The organism is Pseudomonas sp. BR20, assembly GCF_050780135.1.
Lineage (GTDB): Bacteria > Pseudomonadota > Gammaproteobacteria > Pseudomonadales > Pseudomonadaceae > Aquipseudomonas.
The window spans coordinates 3,468,526-3,489,144 of sequence record NZ_CP172012.1 but is presented as its reverse complement, the minus strand read 5'-3'; the positions used below and the strand labels follow the sequence as shown (position 1 = coordinate 3,489,144).

Annotated in this window: 19 protein-coding genes and 3 pseudogenes; 15 read left to right on the top strand and 7 right to left on the bottom strand. The window is 58.2% G+C overall.

Annotation, left to right across the window (positions count from 1 at the left end; all coding sequences use genetic code 11):
- The first annotated feature begins 70 nt into the window (after positions 1-70).
- From ACHPFG_RS16110 to ACHPFG_RS16095, 4 genes are all read left to right on the top strand, one after another.
- Positions 71-910, top strand: coding sequence for an ABC transporter ATP-binding protein (locus ACHPFG_RS16110; RefSeq protein WP_431699768.1), 840 nt, complete (start codon positions 71-73; stop codon positions 908-910).
- Complete coding sequence (locus ACHPFG_RS16105; protein ID WP_431699767.1) at positions 907-1,908, top strand: ABC transporter substrate-binding protein; 1,002 nt, start codon at positions 907-909, stop codon at positions 1,906-1,908. Before ACHPFG_RS16110 ends, ACHPFG_RS16105 begins: the two co-directional genes overlap by 4 nt.
- A gap of 13 nt (positions 1,909-1,921) precedes the next feature.
- Positions 1,922-2,671, top strand: coding sequence for an ABC transporter permease (locus ACHPFG_RS16100; protein ID WP_431699766.1), 750 nt, complete (start codon positions 1,922-1,924; stop codon positions 2,669-2,671).
- Between the two features lie 61 nt (positions 2,672-2,732).
- Positions 2,733-5,105 (top strand): hypothetical protein, encoded by a 2,373-nt coding sequence (locus ACHPFG_RS16095; protein WP_431699765.1) that lies wholly within the window; start codon positions 2,733-2,735, stop codon positions 5,103-5,105.
- Positions 5,106-5,179: 74 nt separating this feature from the next.
- On the opposite strand, the gene ACHPFG_RS16090 is transcribed toward ACHPFG_RS16095, so the two are convergent.
- From ACHPFG_RS16090 to glcD, 4 genes are read right to left on the bottom strand one after another with little or no spacing between them, the layout of a single operon-like run.
- A complete protein-coding gene (locus ACHPFG_RS16090) occupies positions 5,180-5,581 on the bottom strand; it encodes a heme-binding protein (RefSeq protein ID WP_131696426.1) in 402 nt (133 codons plus the stop codon).
- Positions 5,578-6,819: a glycolate oxidase subunit GlcF gene (gene glcF / locus ACHPFG_RS16085; RefSeq protein ID WP_431699764.1), complete on the bottom strand. Its 1,242-nt coding sequence runs from the start codon at positions 6,817-6,819 to the stop codon at positions 5,578-5,580. The genes ACHPFG_RS16090 and glcF overlap by 4 nt, the downstream gene beginning before the upstream one ends.
- A 3-nt stretch (positions 6,820-6,822) precedes the next feature.
- Complete coding sequence (gene glcE / locus ACHPFG_RS16080) at positions 6,823-7,887, bottom strand: glycolate oxidase subunit GlcE (protein ID WP_431699763.1); 1,065 nt, start codon at positions 7,885-7,887, stop codon at positions 6,823-6,825.
- Positions 7,887-9,386, bottom strand: coding sequence for a glycolate oxidase subunit GlcD (glcD, locus tag ACHPFG_RS16075; protein ID WP_431699762.1), 1,500 nt, complete (start codon positions 9,384-9,386; stop codon positions 7,887-7,889). The genes glcE and glcD overlap by 1 nt, the downstream gene beginning before the upstream one ends.
- A 232-nt stretch (positions 9,387-9,618) precedes the next feature.
- Here glcD and glcC point away from each other — a divergent pair, with 232 nt between their 5' ends.
- From glcC to ACHPFG_RS16025, 10 genes and pseudogenes are all read left to right on the top strand, one after another.
- On the top strand, positions 9,619-10,386 hold the full coding sequence (gene glcC, locus ACHPFG_RS16070; RefSeq protein ID WP_431699761.1) for a transcriptional regulator GlcC: 768 nt from the start codon (positions 9,619-9,621) through the stop codon (positions 10,384-10,386).
- Between the two features lie 133 nt (positions 10,387-10,519).
- Positions 10,520-10,732, top strand: a complete 213-nt coding sequence (locus tag ACHPFG_RS16065) for a hypothetical protein (RefSeq protein ID WP_053187656.1) — start codon at positions 10,520-10,522, stop codon at positions 10,730-10,732.
- Positions 10,733-10,866: 134 nt separating this feature from the next.
- Positions 10,867-11,811 carry a fatty acid desaturase gene (locus ACHPFG_RS16060; RefSeq protein WP_339450595.1) on the top strand — a complete coding sequence of 315 codons (945 nt, stop codon included), beginning with the start codon at positions 10,867-10,869 and terminating at the stop codon, positions 11,809-11,811.
- Positions 11,812-11,841: 30 nt separating this feature from the next.
- Positions 11,842-12,873, top strand: coding sequence for an ABC transporter ATP-binding protein (locus ACHPFG_RS16055; protein ID WP_339450597.1), 1,032 nt, complete (start codon positions 11,842-11,844; stop codon positions 12,871-12,873).
- Entirely contained in the window at positions 12,870-13,499 is a 630-nt protein-coding gene (locus tag ACHPFG_RS16050; RefSeq protein ID WP_339450599.1) for an ABC transporter permease, read from the top strand. The genes ACHPFG_RS16055 and ACHPFG_RS16050 overlap by 4 nt, the downstream gene beginning before the upstream one ends.
- Positions 13,499-14,182, top strand: coding sequence for an ABC transporter permease (locus tag ACHPFG_RS16045; RefSeq protein WP_339450601.1), 684 nt, complete (start codon positions 13,499-13,501; stop codon positions 14,180-14,182). Before ACHPFG_RS16050 ends, ACHPFG_RS16045 begins: the two co-directional genes overlap by 1 nt.
- 49 nt (positions 14,183-14,231) lie before the next feature.
- Entirely contained in the window at positions 14,232-15,137 is a 906-nt protein-coding gene (locus tag ACHPFG_RS16040) for an ABC transporter substrate-binding protein (RefSeq protein WP_339450603.1), read from the top strand.
- A gap of 36 nt (positions 15,138-15,173) precedes the next feature.
- Positions 15,174-16,502 (top strand): LLM class flavin-dependent oxidoreductase, encoded by a 1,329-nt coding sequence (locus tag ACHPFG_RS16035; RefSeq protein WP_431699760.1) that lies wholly within the window; start codon positions 15,174-15,176, stop codon positions 16,500-16,502.
- 34 nt (positions 16,503-16,536) lie between these two features.
- Positions 16,537-17,319: a phosphate/phosphite/phosphonate ABC transporter substrate-binding protein gene (locus ACHPFG_RS16030; RefSeq protein ID WP_339450606.1), complete on the top strand. Its 783-nt coding sequence runs from the start codon at positions 16,537-16,539 to the stop codon at positions 17,317-17,319.
- A gap of 289 nt (positions 17,320-17,608) precedes the next feature.
- Positions 17,609-17,982 (top strand): annotated as a pseudogene (locus ACHPFG_RS16025) (OprD family outer membrane porin); the annotation flags it as partial.
- A gap of 210 nt (positions 17,983-18,192) precedes the next feature.
- Here ACHPFG_RS16025 and ACHPFG_RS16020 read toward each other — a convergent pair.
- Positions 18,193-18,600, bottom strand: a complete 408-nt coding sequence (locus ACHPFG_RS16020; RefSeq protein ID WP_431699759.1) for a hypothetical protein — start codon at positions 18,598-18,600, stop codon at positions 18,193-18,195.
- Between the two features lie 152 nt (positions 18,601-18,752).
- Here ACHPFG_RS16020 and ACHPFG_RS16015 point away from each other — a divergent pair, with 152 nt between their 5' ends.
- Complete coding sequence (locus ACHPFG_RS16015) at positions 18,753-19,607, top strand: AraC family transcriptional regulator (RefSeq protein ID WP_339450609.1); 855 nt, start codon at positions 18,753-18,755, stop codon at positions 19,605-19,607.
- A gap of 186 nt (positions 19,608-19,793) precedes the next feature.
- Here the strand turns inward: ACHPFG_RS16015 and ACHPFG_RS16010 are convergent.
- Together ACHPFG_RS16010 and ACHPFG_RS16005 are read right to left on the bottom strand one after the other, a co-directional pair.
- Positions 19,794-19,931: pseudogene (locus ACHPFG_RS16010) on the bottom strand (methyl-accepting chemotaxis protein); the annotation flags it as partial.
- Positions 19,931-20,393: pseudogene (locus ACHPFG_RS16005) on the bottom strand (chemotaxis protein); the annotation flags it as partial. The pseudogenes ACHPFG_RS16010 and ACHPFG_RS16005, both read right to left, overlap by 1 nt.
- Between the last annotated feature and the right edge of the window lie 226 nt (positions 20,394-20,619).

Here is a 20,619-nt window from a genome sequence, read left to right as displayed (position 1 = left end):
ATTGGGACAACTTGTATTAATACGTATTATGTCAGGCATTCCCATTGTAAACGACCTGACGATACTTGCCATGCCCGACTCCTTGCCTTACGCACCGCCGCAAGCCGACGCCCTGACGGTCGATCACATCAGTTTCAGCTACCCCAACGGGCATCGGGTGTTTAACGCTTTCAGCCTGAACGCCAAGCCGGGTGAATTCGTCGCGATCCTCGGACCGTCCGGCTGCGGAAAAACCACGTTGCTGAATCTGTTGTCGGGCTTTCAGCAACCCCAGAGCGGCCAGATCAGCATCAACCAGACCGCCGTGCGACCGGAGCGCTCGGAGTTGGGGTATGTGTTTCAGGCGCCGCAGTTGTTTCCCTGGCTGAGCGCGCTGGAAAACGTGCGTTTTGGCCTGCGGATGACGGCGCAGCTCAGCGAGGCGCAACAGCGTGCCCAAGCGTTGCAGTATTTGCGCCTGGTCGGCCTGGAGAGTGCGGCACAGCGCTTGCCCCATCAGTTGTCGGGCGGCATGCAGCAGCGCGTCTCCCTGGCCAGGACCTTGGCATTGGAGCCCAGCGTATTGCTGATGGACGAACCTTTTGCCGCGCTGGACGCCATCAGCCGCAACAGCATGAATGAAGAGACGCTGCGGATCTGGGCCGAGCTGGGTCAGACCGTGCTGTTCATCACCCACGACATCGACGAAGCGGTGTTCCTGGCCGACCGGGTCATTGTGCTCAACATCGCCCCCGGCGGTATCCATAGCGAACTGGATATCCATTTGCCACGCCCGCGTTCCAACCTGAAAACCCGTCGCCTGTCGGCTTTTCTCGATTACCGCAATGAGCTGATGGAGCGCATTTCCCACGTCATGGGCGCGGCCGAAGCCATCGCTAACCCCACCCGTCAACCCGAGTTAACCGCATGATCAAACGTTCGCTGCTTGCTCTTTCCTTGTCTGTTGCCGCCTTGGCGAGCAGTACAGGTGCCCTGGCCACTGGAGAGAAACCCCTGCGTGTGGGGTATGTGTTCGCCATGGCCAATGCCCCGGCGCTGATCGCCGACAAGCAGGGTTACTACCGCGAGGAAGGCTTGAATGTCGACCTCAAGGCCTTGGGCGATGGCCCGGTGATCCAGCAGGCGCTGGCCGCCAATGAGCTGGACGTGGCCTATGTCGGCACGCCGCCAGTGTACCAATGGTTCTCCCGAGGCTTGCAAAGCCGGATTCTGGCCAAGGTCAATTACGGTCAGGCGGCGGTGATTGTCGATGCAAAGAGTCCGATCAACCGCCTGGAGCAGCTCAAGGGCAAAAAACTCGCCGGGGTCAAGAAGGGCAGTGGCATGGACGTGCTGTTGCGCGGCTATGTGCTTAAAGAAAAAGCCGGGCTCAACCCGGACAAGGACCTCGACATCATCGACATGCCACCCGGCAACATGAACGCGGCGCTGGAGCGCGGCATCGTCGACGCGGCGTTTTCCTGGGAACCCTTTGTCAGTCAATCGTTGCTGCGTGGGTCGAGCCGGATTCTGCTCGACGTCAACCAGGCGCTGCCGAACTACCCGTGGTACGTGGTGATCGCGCTGCCCAAAACCTTGCAGGAACGACCGGACGACGTGGTCAAGCTACTGCGTGCGCACCGCAAGGCGATCGCGTTTCTCAACGAGCATCCCGACGAGTCGAATCGCATCATCGCCGAGGCGTTCAAGCTTGAAGCGGTCCAGGGTCCTGACGGCAAGACCATTGTCCCGGAGGCCATCGTCGCCCAGGCGCGGACGCGCTTGGGCTGGTCGGCGGACTTGCAGCCTGCGGATATCCAATTCATCCAGCGCCTGATGAATTATTCCCACGACCTGGGCTTTATCGACACCACGCTCAAGACCGAGCAGATCGTGGATACCGCCTACCTGGAAAAAGCCTCGCGCTGAGTCTGAGCCTGTCATGTCCTTGCCAAAACCGAATTGGGGATGGGCTTCGCTGCCATTCCTGCTGTTGATCTGGATGGCCCTGGCCAGCCGCTTTCCCACCTACATCCTGCCGCAGCCCTGGGATGTCGCGCGCGAAGCCGGGCGCTGGTTCAGCGACAGTTCGCTGTGGCAGCACCTCAGGGCGAGTGTCCTGGAGGAAGTCGGCGGCTTCTGCGCGGCGGTGCTTGTCGCGATTGTGCTGGGCACGGCCGGCGGCTTGTCTTCGCGCTTTCGCGATTTCATCTCGCCGCTCAACAGCCTGTTCATGGCGATCCCGCCGATTGCCTGGGCGCCGCTGATCATGATCATTTTCGGCCTGGGTTATGCCTCCATTGTGCTGGTGATTTTCATTGCCGCGATGTTCCCCATGGCGGTGACCATCCAGGAAGGCGTGCAGAGCATTCGCGGTGGCGAAGTCCGCGCGGCGCGCACCTTGGGCGCCAACCCCTGGCAACTGCTGGCGCACGTTTACCTGCCGGCCTCATTGCCTTTCGTGACGGCGGCCTTGCGCATCGGTTTCAGCCAGGGCTGGCGGGCATTGGTCGCCGCAGAAATGATCGGCGCCTCCCAGGGCATCGGCTGGATGGTCTCCACCGGCGGGCAGATCGGCAACAGCAGCCAGGTGCTGCTGGGCATCGTGCTGATCGGACTGATTGCCTGGCTGATGGAGAGTTTTGTGTTCCGGCGCATCGAGCGCCATTACCAGAAATGGCGCGTGCAGTAAGCATCGTCCTTTGCCTTAGAACCCTTTCAAACCTTCAGTGGACCACTGCACGAGGTGTCATGTGAGTAACGTATTCGATCCCCGCGAAGCCGGGCATTACATCGCCCCCCAAGGCCTCTACGAACGCAACAAGAAACGCCCGTTCCTCGGTAGCATCGACTGTGACCGAGACACGCTGATTGCCGGGCAGTGGGATGAAATCACCCTGGTCTACGAGGTCGGCGGCAGCGGCCTGGCGGATGGCGCCTGGTTGAAACTGGCATTCAAGTTCTACTCCGATTGGGCACTGTTCCAGACCTCGAATCCGGCCGGTCCCAACTACGTCAGCGCCGAGTATCAGGCGGGCGAGTTGGTCCCCGGGCAGAGCCAGGCCACCGTGCAGCACCTGAAAGTGCGCTTCGACCAGAAGGGCCACGAACGGCCTTTCCAGAAAGCGATCATCATCGACATCATCGACGGCTACCTGAATCCCGGCGACACAATCACTATTCGCCTGGGCGACCGTCGCCAGGGCGGGGCGGGCACGCGGGTGCAGAGTTTCGTCGAGAAAGACTTCCGTTTCCGGCTGTTTATCGACCCCTTGGGCAGCTCGAAATTTGCCGAGGTGCCAGGCGATCCGTTGCTGAACATCGTGCCGGGACCGGCGCAGAGTGTGCAGCTGATTGTGCCGCGCCTGGTCAGCGCTGGTGAGGCGTTCGACGTGCTGCTGCGGGTGGACGATGCCTGGGGCAACACGTGCCGCAATCTGCCGCTCATGGGTGTGCTGACCCTGGTTGATCCGGAAGGCGGCGAGCGCCAACAAGCGTTTACCCTGGCCAATGAAGGGTGGGCGACGGTGCGGCTCGAGGGGTTTGACCTCGGGGCGGTGGGTGAGTGGCGTTTGTCCGCCGAGGTGCAGGCGCCTGGGGTGCGTGGCGCCCAGGCTTTTGTCACGGTTGACCCGGCCGGCAGCGCATTGCGCCCGCTGTACGCCGACCTGCATGTGCACTCCGATGACACCGTGGGCACCAACGACACGCTCTACAACCTCAGCTACGGCCGCGATGTCGCCGGCCTCGATGTGCTCGGCTACACCGCCAACGACTTCAATATCACCGAGCAACGCTGGGATCAGGCGGTGAAGCTGATTCACGAACTCAACGAGCCCGGCCGCTTCGTCTGCTACCCCGGCACCGAGTGGTGCGGTAACTCCTGCGCGGGCGGCGACCGCAACGTGGTGTTCCTGCATGATCGCAAGCCCGAGTTTCCGTTCGACAACCAAGGGCGGTTGGTTCGCTCTTTTGAATGGAACGAGTTCACTGCCGGCACCATCAAACCGGGCGCCTGGCCGGTGGACGAGTTGTACGCGGCCTATGCGAAAGACCCGGAAGGTCACCTGATGATGCCCCATGTCGGCGGGCGCCGCTGCAACCTCGACTGGCACCACCCGGAGCTGGAACGCTTGATCGAAGTCGGCTCGGCCTGGGGCCAGTTCCATTGGGTCTACGCCGAAGCTCTGCAGCGTGGCTATCGGGTCGGCGCCGCGGCGAACAGCGATGAGCATCAGGGCCGTTGCGGCGGCGGGGTTCCGGCCACAGCGGTGTTCGGTTCTCGCGGCGGGTTGACCGGTGTCGTCGCTGAAAGCTTCGATCGCGCAAGTGTCGGCAAGGCGCTGCGTGCCCGGCGCACCTTTGCCACGACGGGAGAGCGTTCGTTTGCCAGCCTGCGTCAGGGCCAGCACTTCATGGGTGAAGTCTTCACGGCCGATTCGAATGCCACGCTGGACTATCGATTGCTGGGCGAGGCGGGCTGGGAGCAGGTAGACCTGTTCGATGGCGATAAACTGATCTGGTCGCGCAATCTGCATCAGGAGCTGGGGTTTTCCGCCCAACGCATCCGGCTGCGCCTGGGCGGCGCACGCATCAAGGACCGCTATCGCGGCGCCTACTGGACCGGAGAAATCCGCGTGACGGGAGCGGTCATCAACGGTTTTCGCGCCTTGGGCCTGGATCACCCGGAGCAAACCGTATGGCGCAAGGACGCCACGACCCTGGCCTTTCGCACCGACACCAACGGCGACACCGACAGTATCGAAATCGACCTGTCGCAATTGGCCGGCGCGACGTTGCAGATCCGCAGCCGCATCGACAACTACATCAAGGTCGGCGATCCGTCCGAACCGCAGGCCTACGTGCATGCGCCGACGGTGCTGATGGAACTGTCCGGCGAAGAACTGCTGGCGCAATCCCAGGTGATCGAAGAGTTGCCAGGGGCTGAGCTGAAAGTCTCCCTGGAAAGGACCACCGCCGAACCGCTGCCCCGTGAGCTGCAAGGGAAGATCGACCTGGCGCCACTCACTCTGCAACCGGGTCGCGAGCATCCGTTGTTTATCTGCGCGCGCCAACGCGACCAGTCCCGGGTGTGGACCTCGGCGCTGTTCCTGACGCTTGCTTAAGACCGTCTTGGTCGAACCTGTTCGGGAGAGCGCAAAGAAACCTGTGGCGAGCCCGCTCGCCACAAGGGTCCGGTTCAGCTCAGGCATTGCGCGCCGGCTTTGGCCACCTGTGCATCCTGGCCAGACTTGACCCCGGACACACCGACGGCGCCGATGACCTGGCCGTCGACGATGATCGGCACACCGCCTTCGAGGGAGGTCAACAAGGGCGCTGACAAAAAGGCGTAGCGCCCGCCATTGACCATCTCTTCATACCCTTTGGACTCACGCCGACCCAGTGCCGAGGTGCGGGCCTTTTCGGTGGCGATGTAGGCACTGACCGGCGCGCAGCCGTCGAGGCGTTCAAGGGCCAGGGGATGGCCGCCGTCATCGACAATGACGATGGTCACGGCCCATTGATTGCTGTGGGCTTCGGTGCGTGCAGCCGCAAGGATTTGGCTGACTTCGGTCTGGCTCAGTACGGCTTTGGTTTTCATGGGGATTCTCCAGTACTGGGTGAGGACAACGCGGCCTCGACCAGTTCGATCCAGTGCCTGACCGGGGTGCGTCCCGCTCCGTCGAGGTGGGACTGGCAGCCAATATTGGCGGTGACGATGACGTCGGGGTGGCCGCTTTCCAACGCAGTGAGCTTGTTATCGCGCAGTTGTCGCGATAATTCGGGCTGGGTCAGCGAGTAGGTGCCCGCTGAGCCGCAGCACAGGTGGCTGTCGGGAACAGCGGTCAGGTTGAATCCCAGGCTTGTCAGCATGGCTTCAACGGCACCGCCGAGTTTTTGCGCGTGCTGCAACGTGCAGGGGCAGTGGAACGCCAGGCGCTGGTCGCTGTGTACGCCGAGCTTATCCAGCGGCTCGCCGCGCAGCACTTCAACCAGGTCCCTGGCCAGGGCACTGACCCTTTTTGCCTTGTCGGCATACACCGGGTCGGTGCTGAGCAGGTGGCCATAATCCTGAATGAAGGCACCGCAGCCGCTGGCGGTTTGCACAATGGCCTCGGCACCGCTTTCAATGCTCGGCCACCATGCATCGATGTTGCGCCGGGCACGCTCAAGGCCAGCCGCCTGAGCGTCGAGGTGATAATCCACGGCACCGCAGCAGCCTGCCTCATGGGTCGATATGACGCTGATCCCCAGTCGATCCAGCACCCGCGCCGTGGCGGCGTTGGTATTGGGTGACAGACTCGGCTGCACGCAGCCCTCAAGCATCAATACCTGTCGGGCGTGGCGTGGGGTCGGGCGCGGTTTGACCGGGTAGGCGCGGTGAGACAACTTGGCCTGCAAGGTGTTGGGCAACAACGCCCGAAAGAGCTGGCCACTGCTGATCAGTACGTTGAATAGCGCGGGATTGGGGACGACGTTGCGCAACCCCTCGCGCAGCAAACGCTGACTGAGTGGGCGCGGTACCGCTGCGTCGACCACCGCCCGGCCGATGTCGAGCAAATTGTGATAGTCGACGCCGGAGGGGCAGGTGCTTTCGCAGTTACGGCAAGACAGGCAACGGTCCAGGTGCTCCTGGGTCTTGCGCGTGACTTCATTGCCTTCGAGCACCTGCTTGATCAGGTAGATGCGTCCCCTCGGGCCATCCAGTTCATCGCCCAGCAGTTGATAGGTCGGGCAGGTGGCATTGCAAAAACCGCAGTGCACGCAACTGCGCAGGATGCTTTCGGCTTCTTCAGCGCGAGGCAGTCGGCGGGCGTATTCGCTCAAAGTGGTCTGCATGGTTCAAAGCTCCGCGTACAGGCGACCGGGGTTGAAGATGCCCCGTGGATCGAGTTGCTGCTTCAGATTCCGGTGGTAGCGCATCAACGTGTCGGGCAGCGGTTGGAAGGGACTGTCGATCAGGCCCGGGTGGTAGCAGGTCGCATGCCCGCCGGCTTTTCCGACCACCGCGCGAATGACACTCGCGTCGGCGTCGGATTTGAGCCAGCGCTGGGCGCCCCCCCAATCGATCAATTGCGTCCCTGGCAGCGACAATCGGGGCGTGTTGTGCGGCAAGGACAGGCGCCAAAGGGGCAGGTCCTCATCGAAGAAACTCAACCGGTGTTCGTTCAGGTCATGCCAGTAGGCAGCGTCCAGACACTCACCGCCCAGGCGGTCATGGGCCGCCGCCACCGAGCCTTCACCCCCTTCGAGTCGCAGGTGCAGGCGCTGGCCATCGTGACACGCGGCGCTGATCGGCAGCGGTTGCTGCCCCCATTCCGCCAGGCGCAGCAAGGCACGGTCGGTGTCCAGCTCCAGGCTGATGCTCAAGGTTTGCCGTGGTTTGGGCAGGACCTTGAGTGACACTTCGGTCACCACCCCAAGCGCGCCGTAACTGCCGGCCATCAAGCGCGACAGATCGTAGCCGGCGACGTTCTTCATGACCTCGCCGCCGAAGCGCAAATGCTTGCCCTGTCCGGTGATCAGCCGTGTTCCGAGGATGAAGTCGCGGACCGATCCTGACCACGGGCGCCGTGGCCCCGAGAGTCCGCAGGCAATCATGCCGCCCACGGTGGCGTGTTCACCGAAGGAGGGCGGTTCGCAAGGCAGCATCTGTTGCGAGGCGTCCAGCACTTTTGCCAACTCCGCCAAGGGCGTGCCGCAACGGGCGGTGATCACCAGTTCCGTCGGGTCGTAGCTGACGATGCCACGGTGGGCGCGCGTGTCGAGGACTTCACCTGTGACTGCGCGTCCAAGGAACGCCTTGCTGTTGGAGCCCTGGATACGCAGCGGCGTGGCGTTGTTCAGCGCCTGGTTGACCTGCTCCAGCAGCGCTGCGCTGGCGTCGATAGCGTGTTCGCTGTGCATCAGAAACGCTCCAGGTCGGGGAAGGGCATCTGACCCAGATGAACGTGCATGGCGCCAAACTCGGCGCATCGATGCAACGTCGGGATATTTTTGCCCGGGTTGAGCAATCCGCCTGGGTCGAATGCGGCTTTGACGGCGTGGAACACGCTCAGCTCATCGCTATTGAACTGGGCGCACATCTGATTGATCTTCTCGCGGCCCACACCATGTTCACCGGTAATGCTGCCGCCGACCTTCACGCACAATTCGAGGATCTTGCCGCCCAGGGCTTCGGCGCGATCGAGTTCGCCCGGTTGATTGGCATCGAACAGGATCAGCGGGTGCATGTTGCCGTCGCCGGCGTGGAAAACATTCGCCACCCGCAGGTCGTACTCGGTCGATAACGCCGCGATAGCGTGCAGCACGCCAGGCAGTTCGCGGCGCGGTATCGTCCCGTCCATGCAGTAATAATCCGGTGAGAGGCGGCCCACCGCCGGAAACGCATTCTTGCGCCCGGCCCAGAAACGCACGCGTTCGGCCTCATCGCGAGCCTGGCGCACTTCGGTGGCGCCGGCCTGTTCCAGCACTTGGCGCACGCGGTCGCAGTCGTCGTGGACGTCGGCTTCTACGCCATCGAGTTCACACAACAGAATCGCTTCGGCGTCCACCGGGTAGCCGGCGTGAATGAAGTCTTCGGCGGCGCGAATGGCTAGGTTGTCCATCATTTCCAGGCCGCCTGGGATGATGCCGGCGGCAATGATGTCACCCACCGCACGGCCAGCCTTTTCGACGCAATCGAAGGCTGCCAGCAGCACTTTGGCCGTTTGTGGTTTGGGCAGCAGCTTGACCGTGACCTCGGTGATCACCCCGAGCATGCCTTCGGAGCCGGTGAACAACGCGAGCAGATCGAAACCCGGAGAGTCGAGGGCCTGGGACCCCAGGCTCACGTGTTCGCCGTCGACGGTTAGCACCTCGACGTTGAGCAGGTTGTGCACGGTCAGCCCGTACTTCAGGCAATGCACGCCACCGGCGTTTTCCGCCACGTTACCGCCGATGGAACAGGCGATCTGCGAGGAAGGGTCCGGCGCGTAATACAAGCCAAATGGCGCAGCCGCTTGGGAAATCGCCAGGTTACGTACCCCCGGCTGAACCCGGGCGGTGCGGGCGGCGGGGTCGATGTGCAGAATGTTGTTGAAGCGCGCCATCACCAGCAACACGCCTTTTTCCAGCGGCAGCGCACCGCCGGACAAACCAGTGCCCGCACCACGAGCCACAACCGGTACACGCCGCTCATGGCAGACTCGAAGCACGCCCTGCACCTGATCGATGTGGCGCGGCAGCACCACCAGCATGGGCGTGGTGCGATAAGCGGAGAGGCCGTCGCATTCGTACGGCTTGAGCGCTTCGCGCTGGTGCAGGATTTCCAGATCAGGCAACCGAGTCTGCAGGGCCTGCAACAGCGCCTGTTTGTCGACGTCAGGCAGGGCGCCGTCGACGCGTTCATCGTAGAGAATGTTCATAGTCGGTAGGCGACCCTCAGTTGTTTTTATTCGAGGTCTGTTCCGATGCAGCTGGCTTGCATCATTCGCCCGAGGCGTTTTACTGTCTATGGGTTGTTGGTCTGGTCGAACCAGTTGTTTAATCGTTGTTTCTTTATTCGGTTAAAAAAGACCATCAAAAACAGTCGATTAGCCGGGTGTTTGAGCACTGGGGAGTCGGACGCTGAAGCTGGTCATACCAGTTGGAGATCGCATGGACAGCACAGAAACGGGCCGTACCCAGCAAGTTGCCGACGTGGTCTGTGAGCGGATCGAGCGCCTGATCGTCGACGGCGTGCTCAAGACCGGGCAACTGTTGCCTTCGGAGCGGCGGTTGACGGAAAAACTCGGCGTCTCGCGTACCGCCCTTCGCGAGGGACTCAAGGTGTTGCGCGCTCGCGGGATTATCAACACCGAGCAAGGCAAGGGCTCGTTCGTGGCCGACCTGTCGGGGCCGGGCTTGGCGTCACCGCTGCTGCACCTGTTCAGCTCGCAGCCGCGGACGCTCTACGACCTGTTCGAGGTGCGCAGCGTGCTCGAGGGCGAATCCGCCCGCCTGGCGGCCCTGCGTGGCACCGACGCCGATTTTGTCCTGATCACCCGCGCTTATGAGGCATTGCTCGATGCCCACGGCCATTTGCTGGAGGCGAGCGAACATGCTCGGCTCGATCATGCGTTCCACCTGGCGATCTGCGAGGCTTCGCACAACCCGGTGCTGGTGCAGACCTTGCGCTCGCTGACGGACTTGCTGCTCAACACCGTCTTCGCTTCGGTCAACAACCTCTATCACCGTGAACCGCAGAAGCGCCAGATCGATCGCCAACACGCACGGCTGTATAACGCCGTGACCGGGCGCCTGCCGGAGCAGGCGCGCAAGGCGGCCATCGCGCACATCCAGAGCATCTGCGAAAACCTCAGGGAAATTGAAAACGAAGAGCAACGGCTGATTCGGTCCACGCTGCGACTTGAGGGGTGGGCGTGATGCAGCGCCTGGATCTATTATTCATTTTAGGAATAAGCATAATAGAATATATTCCTTGATCGTATTAATCCTCATGCTACCTTGCTGTCACCGGACCGCCGGATATGTTCAATCCTATTGTTATGGTACGACTATGTCTGGCGCCCGAATCTTCCAAATCAGCCTTGAGGCTCTGTCGCATGACGGCGCCCACGCAGCGATTTATCACGCCGGCAATATCCGCATCAGTTCTTTTTCCTCCATTGCCGTTCCATTCGTTACCGGCAAACCTCTCCCTTGTCAGGCCAACAGCGAAGCCTGCAGTGCAATCAGCGAAGGCTTGGCGTTTCTTCTCTACGCCATGTGAATCGTGGTTGTTGGGTACTTCCATACGGTTAATCCAGCCAATCATCTTCAGGTAATCCCGGTTTATGGGGTTGCAGCTTGAAGTGTGAGTGATTGGGCGCCCGTTCCGAGCAAGATCTATCGCGACTGACAACAATGCCAAACTATTTGGATGACGCTCATCGAGCGGAAATCGTCAAGCTGAGCACTACCGTAACCAGTAAAACCGAATGGCCTACCTGGCTTTTGTTAGTCGGGTTCTATCTGGCCTGGGCGTTGATTGTTTTTTATGGGCAAGTACTTGGCGAAGTATTCAGCCTTGTCCTGTTGGTGCCACTGGTTGTGCTGTGGATGTCGATTCAGCATGAGCTTATCCATGGACATCCAACCCGTTGGCCCGCCCTAAACAAGGCCTTGGGATTTTTGCCGTTTGCCATTTGGTATCCCTATGACATCTACCGGGACACACATTTGGCACATCACAACGACGAAGTGCTGACGGTACCGGGACAAGATCCGGAAAGTCGTTATGTCACCGGTGCTATTTGGTTGCGCTCGCCTCGGTATATCAGAACGGTGTTATGGGTAAACAAGACCTTGGGCGGTCGTTTGCTTATAGGCGCGCCCTTGGCGGTGATAACCCTCGTGGGTGGCGAGATCGGAGGGCTGTTTCACACCGGGCGAATCGCTTGGCGGATGTGGGTTGCTCATCTACTAAGTGTTTGCGTAGTGCTGGCTTTGGTTGAGCAATACAGCGCCATCAGTGCCATACAGTACTTATTCCTGGTTTCGTTGCCGGCCTTGTCGATTGCCATGATCAGGTCGTTTTACGAACATCGACCGTCGACGCTTCCGGAACACCGCACGGTTATCAATGAATCGTCAGGGCTGTTGAGTTGGCTGTTTCTCAACCTCAATCTTCACTTGGTTCATCACGATCTTCCCGGTTTGCCCTGGTTTTACTTACCCCGGGTGTACAGAGCCAGGCGTGAACAATGGATCGTGCGAAACAATGGCTATGTCATTCATGGCTACTTCCGGTTATTGCAGAAACATCTGGTCAGTCCCGTGGATTGTCCTCGCCATCCTGCTGAGCACTAACAATAGGCAAGCTAATGTGGGCGTTGGAAAATGATACGTTTTGAAGCCATCAGAAAAACTCATAAAGGCAGCCCGCGAATGGCTGTGAGCGATTTAACGCTTCACGTTCGGGAGGGTGAGATCTGCGTATTTGTCGGGCCCAGTGGGTGCGGCAAAACCACCATTTTGCGCATGATCAACAGGCTGGATACCCAGGACAGTGGGCGCATCTGTGTCAACGGCGTCGCGACCGATGAACTTGACGTCGTTACGCTACGCCGCGGCATTGGTTTCATGATGCAGAGCGCAGCCTTATTTCCTCACCAGACGGTTGCCGAAAATATTGGCGCAGTCCCGCGGCTGCTGGGCTGGAGCAAACATAAAATTCGCCAGCGCGTGAGCGAACTCATCTCCCTGGTTGGGCTTCAGCCGGAATTTCTGGACCGCTACCCTAATCAGCTCTCGGGCGGGCAGCAAAGTCGTGTCGCCCTGGCGCGGGCATTGGCCTCGGACCCACCGGTTGTATTGATGGACGAACCCTTTGCCGCCCTTGATCCGGTGATACGCGAGCGACTGCAGGATGAACTGGTTGCGCTTCAGAGACGTTTGCATAAAACCATTATCCTGGTGACCCATGATATGGAGGAGGCCATCAAGATTGGTGATCGGATTGCCATCTTCGAGGGCGAAGGAAAACTTGTTCAGTTCGATACACCTCACAACATCCTTGCCCATCCTGCCAGCGAGTTTGTGAGGAACTTTATCGGCAAAGATCCGCTGTTAAAAAGACTTTCGCTGATGAAGGTTTCTGATCTTCCGGTGGATGAGGTCAGCTGTGAATTCACACTTCTACTGGATGACAAGTCGAACCCGTTGAAGTGGGTCGGTGAAGCGGACGTGCCTGTTCCGGAGCTGACAACGGTGTCGAGTAACGACTCATTGCATCACGCACTGGTTAAAATTCTAACGGCGCCGATCGGTGTAGTTGTTCGCGTGGACGAAGCAGGCGGTTACGAAGGTTGCCTCTCGATTGCCAGCCTTCACAGCGCACTCAATGAGCGCCGCTTCGGAAGTACACCATGATTGACTGGTCCTGGATCGTTGAAAACTGGCAGCAGATCGGCCAGCTGTTAGTGGATCATATTCAACTGGTGACCCTGGGCCTGTGTATAGGGGTGCTGTTAGCGGGCGCAATGGTGCTCTTGACGTTGTGGCGGCCAGGATTGGCGCGGCCGATGATTTATGTCTGCGGCATACTCTTTACCATTCCGTCCCTGGCACTGTTTATTTTGATAATGCCTTTTACCGGATTATCCAAGACCACGGCGGTCATTGGCTTGAGCCTGTATTCCTTGCTTATTGTGTTGCAGAACACCTTGGCGGGGCTTGCGAGTAACCCTGCGGACGTAGTGGAGGAAGCGCGTGCGCTCGGGTATACGCGCATGCAGAGATTCCTCGGGGTTGAACTTCCGCTGGCGCTGCCTGCGTTATTGGCAGGCTTGCGAACAACCTCGGTTACTTTGGTGGGGCTGGTGACTGTTACTGCGTTGATTGGTCAAGGCGGATTGGGTCAGCTATTCATCTCCGGGCTGGCTCAAAGTTTCACTACGCCTGTAGCGGTCAGCTTGGTCCTGACCGTGATGTTGGCGTTATGTTTTGATTTTCTGTTTTATTCAATCAATAAATGGCTGGTGCCTTGGGTGCGCTGATGAACATGATCGCAAGTGTCTACCTTTGGTTTTCTCTTCCTGATAATTGGTTGGGTGAAAACGGCATACTGACTCGGTTGGCAGAGCATATTTATTATGTGTTCTTGAGCCTGGTTATTGCTTGTGCAATAGCGTTGCCGCTCGGCGTCCTGTTGGCTAACTACCGCAAAGGCGCGCAGGTGGCGATAGGGCTGTTCAATATTGGGCGGGCATTACCGTCCCTGGGGATTGTGATACTTGCAATCATGCTTATTGGCTATGAAACCAGCACGGTGATTATCGCGTTGGTGACCATGAGTATCCCGCCGATATTAACCAATACCTATGTTGGCATCGATCAGGTGGATTCGTCTCTGAAGCAGGCTGCCAGATCGATGGGCATGCGCAGAGGGCAGATGTTTATTCAGCTTGAGTTGCCGCTGGCTTTTCCGCTGATCTTTTCTGGATTCCGGTCAGCCCTGGTGCAACTTATCGCCACGGCCACCATCGCTGCTTATGCCGGCTTCGGCGGGCTGGGCAGGTTTCTTATTGATGGACTGGGCCGAAATGATACGCCGCAAATCATTGGCGGCGCGCTGATGGTATCGGCACTGGCGATTGTCAGTGAGTGGCTTTGTTCAATGATAGAAACACTCATGGTTCGAAAGTGGCGGGCGGGAAATGCTGAACTAAACGCTACATGACCCAGTGCATTTGAAAGTGCGTATTAACTTTGCAGAGGTGCAGACCCAAATGAAAAACAAACAACGTACGAAGGCTCGCTCAGCGCTCTCGGCTTCATTGTTGCTGGGGCTAGGCTTGCTGGTGGGCAGCACATTTGCCAGTGCTCAGTCCATCACCATTGGAGGGGCCAATTTTTCCGAGCAGACGATTCTCGCCAACATCTATGCGTCAGCCTTGAAAAATCAAGGGATAGACGTCAAGACCCGACTCAATCTGGGCAACCGCCAGATCATCGCCCAGGCCCTGGAAAACGGCGATATAGACGTCGTCCCCGAATACCTGGGGTCACTGTTGAGTTTCTATGACGACAAGAGCGCCCTGACCACCCAAAAGGAGATTCTCAGCGCTTTGCAACAGAAGTTGCCGGCGGACCTCCAGCTGCTTGAGCCTTCGTCCGCAGGCTCCATTACCGCCTGGGCTGTCACCAAAAAAACCGCAGAAAAGTACAACCTGCGCACCTTGTCCGACCTGGCGCCCGTTTCGGGTGATTTCACCCTGGGTGGGCCTCCCGAGGTCGCCACAGCTGCGTTAGGCCTGCCCGGGTTAAAGGCGGTCTACGGCATCAACTTCAAGAGCATCAAGTCGCTGGATATGGGCGGGCCGTTGTCGCGGCTGGCGTTGAACTCCGGCGCTATCGACGTGGCCACGGTGGTCTCCACGCAAGGCATCCTGGCGAAAGAGCCTTGGGTTGTCCTTGAGGACGACAAGCACCAACAGCCCCTGCAAAACATCACGCCACTGGGGCGCAAGGCGTTGCTGACCCCGGAAGTCACCCAGGTGCTTAATGAGGTCTCTGCAAAACTGACCGATGACGACCTCAAGCAACTCAATCGCCTGGTTGATATCGATCACAAGGATCCCGCGAAAGTCGCGGCGCAGTGGGTCGCCGAACATACCGTCAAGACGGCCCAGTGAAAATAAATGCGACGCTGGTAAGGTCGCGGAGGCGTTATGTCGAATAAAAGTATGATTTTGAATTTGTTCTTTTTTAACCCCCAGGGCGATCATCGTTTTTCCTGGCGCCACCCGCTGGCACCGACCCAAGAGATATTGACGCTGGGTTACTACGTAAAACTGGTGCAGGCGGCGGAGGCGGCGAAGTTTGATGCGGTTTTTGTTGCGGATCACGTCGCGGTCTGGGACTCCGTGGCCAGCGGGCTGAGGCACTATGCCAACGCCCGCCTTGAACCGATTACGCTGTTGTCCGCACTGGCTGCGGTTACCGAGCACATCGGGCTGATGGGTACGGCTTCGACTTCCTATAACGAGCCCTTCAACCTCGCGCGCTATTTTGCTTCGCTGGACTACCTCAGTGCAGGGCGAGCCAGCTGGAATATCGTGACTTCCTGGCTGGAAGAGGAGGCTTCGAACTTCGGATTGTCAGGCGTGACGAAACACGGCGATCGTTATCTGCGGGCCGAGGAATTCATCCATGTCGTCAAGCAGCTTTGGGACTCCTGGGAGGAGGGTGCGCTTGAATTTGACAAGGGTACCGGCGACTTTGCCGACCCATCGAAAATTAACCCGATCAACCACAAAGGCGCACATTTCAGCGTACGTGGGCCGCTTAACGTGCCGCGCCCACCCCAGGGTTACCCGGTCCTCGCTCAGGCGGGGTCTTCTGAAGCCGGCAAGAACCTGGCCGCCGCCCATGCGGACGTGCATTTCTGCTTTATCAATTCGGTCGAAGAGGGGCTGGCGTACAGGGCCGATTTGAATCGCCGACTCGAGTTGAAGGGCAGGCACTCCAGTGATCTGAAAATCATCACCGGTGTGCTTCCGGTAGTGCTCGAGGATGAGACTGAGGAGGAGCGACGTCGGCAACTGGAGGACAGCCTGATTATCGATGCCGTGGCGATTGACCTGGTATCCAGCTACACCCGTCTGGACCTGACAGGACTATCGCCGGACGGCCCGTTGCCAGCGTTACCGGATGAGTCTGAGTTTGATGGCATTCGAACCGAGCTGGCCCTGCTCAAGCAGTACGACACCTCCTTGTCCATTCGCGAAATAGGGCGCCGGTTGGTCAAGAGCTCCAGTACCTGGCTGCTGATCGGAACGGCGGAGCATATTGCCGACAAGCTTTCAGCGTTATACGAATCGAATGCCGTCGATGGCTACAACCTCATGTTTCCGTTTTTACCCACTGACTTCGAAACATTCACCCGTGGCGTGGTGCCTCTGCTGCAGGCCAGAGGGGTGTTCCGCCAGGAATATGAACCGGGGACGCTGAGGGATCGCTTGGGCTTGAAGACGCCGGCCAACCGTTTCCTGCTGTGATCAGCGTCAATCGAACCCTCTGAATGGATTTCATATGACCAGCGATCTATCCATGTACCTCGCTCCCGCCAGGGTTTTACACGCACAGGACGCCTGGCTTGAGCGCATCCTGGCGATTCTCGGCGAGCACCGTGGGCAAAAACAGATTGTTGAACTCGCGGCGCACTGGCTTTCCCCGGATCTGTTGTTATCCCAGACCTGCGGCTATCCATTCGTTAAGTCGCTGCGGGGAAAGGTGAGGCTGGTAGGGCGCCCGAGCTATGAGCTTACCCATAGCTCGGGAGGGGGCCATTGCAGTTTGCTGCTCTGCAGGGCTGATTCGGCCGTGACTGACCTGGCAGGTTTCCAGGGCAGCCATGGCCTGATCAATGCAGCGGATTCCAACTCGGGAATGAATTTATTTCGCCACACGCTGGCCGGTATCAGCGACCGAAGTTTCTTCTCGAAACTCACCTTCACCGGATCCCACAGGGAGAGCATGCGAAGGCTGAGAGAGGGCGAGGGTGATTTGGTGTCCGTCGACAGTGTCACCTACGACTATCTTGCGAGAGATAACAGTGACGAGATCGAAGGCCTCAGGATCCTGATGCGAAGTGTGCGCAGTCCCTGCCTGCCTTACATCACCTCGATTGGTCAAACGGCTGCGGACGCCGCTTCAATCAGGAACGCAATGAACGAAGCCTTGGGGCAGCTTCCTGAGGTGTCCCGTGATCTCGCGATCAAGGAAGTCCTGCCGGCCAGCGAGGCTGATTATGAGTGTCTCCTGGAGTATGAGCGCAGTGCGGTCAATCGCGGCTTTTCGTTTGTATCGTCCTGAGCGGCCCCACCTCGAACACCTGCTACTCAGCTGAAAGCAAAGGCTCGCTCACTGCCAGTCTACCGGTACCATCAAGCTCAGACCTTAGTGAGCTACATCAGGTCATACAGACGGATGCCTTGAGCCAACGCTATGACATGAACATCGGAGTTCACAGGCTGGGGGATCGCAAGATAGTTACCTATTACGAATGATAGAGACGCAGCAAAACAAATGGTCCCCCACTGCGGAAGCTCTGGGTGTTGCATTCGAGGTCTAAAACTACAATCACCGCTGAGCCACACTCGACTCAGGCGACAGCGCTTGGATGCGGGTCAACGGCACCCGCGGCGGCACCTTGGCCAACGACAGTTATAACGCGAGTTACGACAACGCCAGGGAAAAATCCTGACAACTGCGCCATGACTTCAACTTCGCAGTACTCGGTGTACCGGGTTTGATGTTAATGAACCGATATATCAGCGGTGATCATGTTCATACAGGATCGATCACAGATGGCAAAGAAGGGGGGGGCGAGAGTCCGAGTTGGCGGACGTCGTGCAGTCCGGCGCGCTGAAAAGTCTCAGCGTGAGATGGCGGAACTCCAGTGTGCGCAAGGATTTCAGCACCCATGAGTTTGATGAAAACCGGATGTTTATTAATTATCCCCTCTCTCTGCTTTAACGCGTCTTTCGTTCGCACACCTTGATAAGTAAGCGGCGTTCAGAAACGCCGCTAATTTTTATCGAAAGGCCGTGCTTGATTGCCTCGTACCAGGTTCTAAACAATGAACAGATAATGATATGGCCGTACTCAAGCGTGGTGCGCGGATGGTTTCGATTGCTGAAGGGCACTCCTAACTTGCTGGCATGGCTCGTTGATCTGCAGTCGACATCAGTGCTCTTCGGCTTTCATGAGCTCAGGTTCTAATAATTTCGCCGCCAGCACCAAGGCCTCGTCTTCAGTAGCTGTCATCAGCATGGGATAGCCCCAAAACTTCTCGTAAACAACTGCGAAGGCTTTGCCTGCCAAGCGTTTGGTGAGACTTGATTCGATATGAATCGAGGCTTTGACATACTTCTTGAGCTCACTTTTATGGCGCTTCATCCACAGAGCCATTTGTTTCATTTCGTCTGGTGAGTGTTCGGTTTGCTCCTTATCCAGCCCTTCATTGTTGAGGAGGACGAAGGGTTCATGGCGAGCAAGCAAAGCTTCGAACTGGACAAGTGAGTCTTCCTGGCTATAGCTCTGTGTAGTTTTTTGCAACCATACAAGCGGGAATTGGTTAGCCTCTATACGCATTTCAATACTCCTCCGACGAGATCGCCAAATCTGTGTGATGGTCTGCAGTTTCAGGATACCCTGTAAGCGGGCCGGCGCGATTGCACAGGTTGGCCACAATATTGTTTAACTCAGCCAAATTCTTCTGGGTTTAGCGAAGGGGCACACCTGCTATGGCGAACACTGTTAATAGAGACACGGTTCCCAAGTGGGATGTCGATAGCATTTCTCGGCCAGTCGTTGCGCTCAGCGCCTCGATGGTGGGCAAGGACTGGGAGCAAGCAAGCCATCAACATCGTAAGGCGCAACTGCTTTATTCAGTGCGCGGTGTTCTCAATTGTCAAATTGAAGATGGCGTATGGATCGTTCCACCGCAATGTGCTGTATGGATACCCGGTGGTTTGCCACATGCGACACGCGGCTCCGGAGAAACAGAATGCTATTGCCTATTTGTCGAACCCGACGCAGCCCCGGATCTTCCGCGAGGTTGCTGCACGATTGGGGTATCGCCACTGTTGCGTGAATTGCTGCTCAAGGCGGCGGGATTCTCGGAAGACGCCGCCACTAGCGCGCGCGAAGACCGTCTGATCGCAACGTTGTTGGACGAATTGTCGGCAGCCCCCGTGCAGGACCTGCATTTGCCGATGCCTCGCGACAGGCGTCTGCGCAGGCTCGCTGAAATGCTCCTGGCCGACCCTGCGGTCAAGATTTCAGTGCACGATTGGGCCTCTCGCATAGGCATGAGTGAGCGCAGCATGAGTCGGCTTTTGCTGCAGGAAATAGGGATGAGCTTTGGGCGTTGGCGTCGGCAGTTGCATGTCATTCTGTCACTGCAACGCATGATCAAAGGGGAGAGCGTACAAACCGTTGCATCGGAACTCGGGTATGAAGGCCCTAGTGGCTTTATCACCATGTTCCGCAAAACCGTAGGTAAGCCCCCTGTGCAATATCTCTCCACCCGCTCAAGTGCTCTTACTGTGGGGGATTCTTTGCATGTGCCTTCAATCCTGCTTCCGGATGACGTTTAACTTCGGCGAGTAAGCGGTCTCGCCGATAAACTGCGCGCTTATTCGTTACGCAACCCGCGTGTTCATGTGCATGCGTCCGAGCATCAGGTCCTGCATGATTAAACCGGTTGCCACCTTGGCAGCGGCAACTGATCTATTTCACTTGTACGTTGCATGGCCCGCGTGAAAGGCCGCTGCTCAGCGAGCAATCATGCCTGCGGCTTGTTCGGTTGCTTCAGTAGTACGCGTCGCGAGTTTACGAACCTCGTCGGCCACGACAGCGAAACCGCGCCCAGCCTCACCTGCACGTGCGGCTTCAATAGCCGCATTCAGCGCCAGTAGATTTCGATGTCGAATGGGGTTTTTCCGGAATTATCATTCAAGTGCGCGCCGAAAGCGTTAAGGCTCGCCAAGACATTCGGGAAATCACGTTCGTCATTAAACCCAAGAAGATTGCGAAATTGCGGCGACCACCAAAAGCGGTTCTTTGGATTAATGGGATCGCCAGCTACAACTTCCATATCCCAAAGACCCTCGCTGGAGGCGCGATTCACCCAGTCGAATCTGATGGCATGGGTTGAAGCGCTAGCTGCCGACTCGCGAAGTAGTTCACGTGCAGCTTCAAGGTCGTTTTCAAGTTGGCTTATGCGCGATTGGGACTCACGCTGGGACGATTCGAGAGTCCCCCAGGCATCAAGGATTACTGGGGCCTCCTTGCAACCTTTGACATCAGGTGTTTCGCCGCTTTTGATGGAAGCTATCAGTTGTTGGTGCATAACGATCACGGCGTAAGAACGGGATGGACATAGCACGGAACTCGATAGACTTGATGGGCCTCCTCGATGGCACGTTTATATCTATTTTTGTCGGCATACTTTTAAAACTGTAGACCTGATCAAAACTTAAATTGAGGGGGGGCTGTGCTCGATTGCAGTCGGGAAACGCCCCGCCGCAAACATTGGCTGAACTGAAAAATAATCTGGCCATCCCTCGATATCTGGCAACGGCTGCATGTTGCTAAATTGCGCGACAA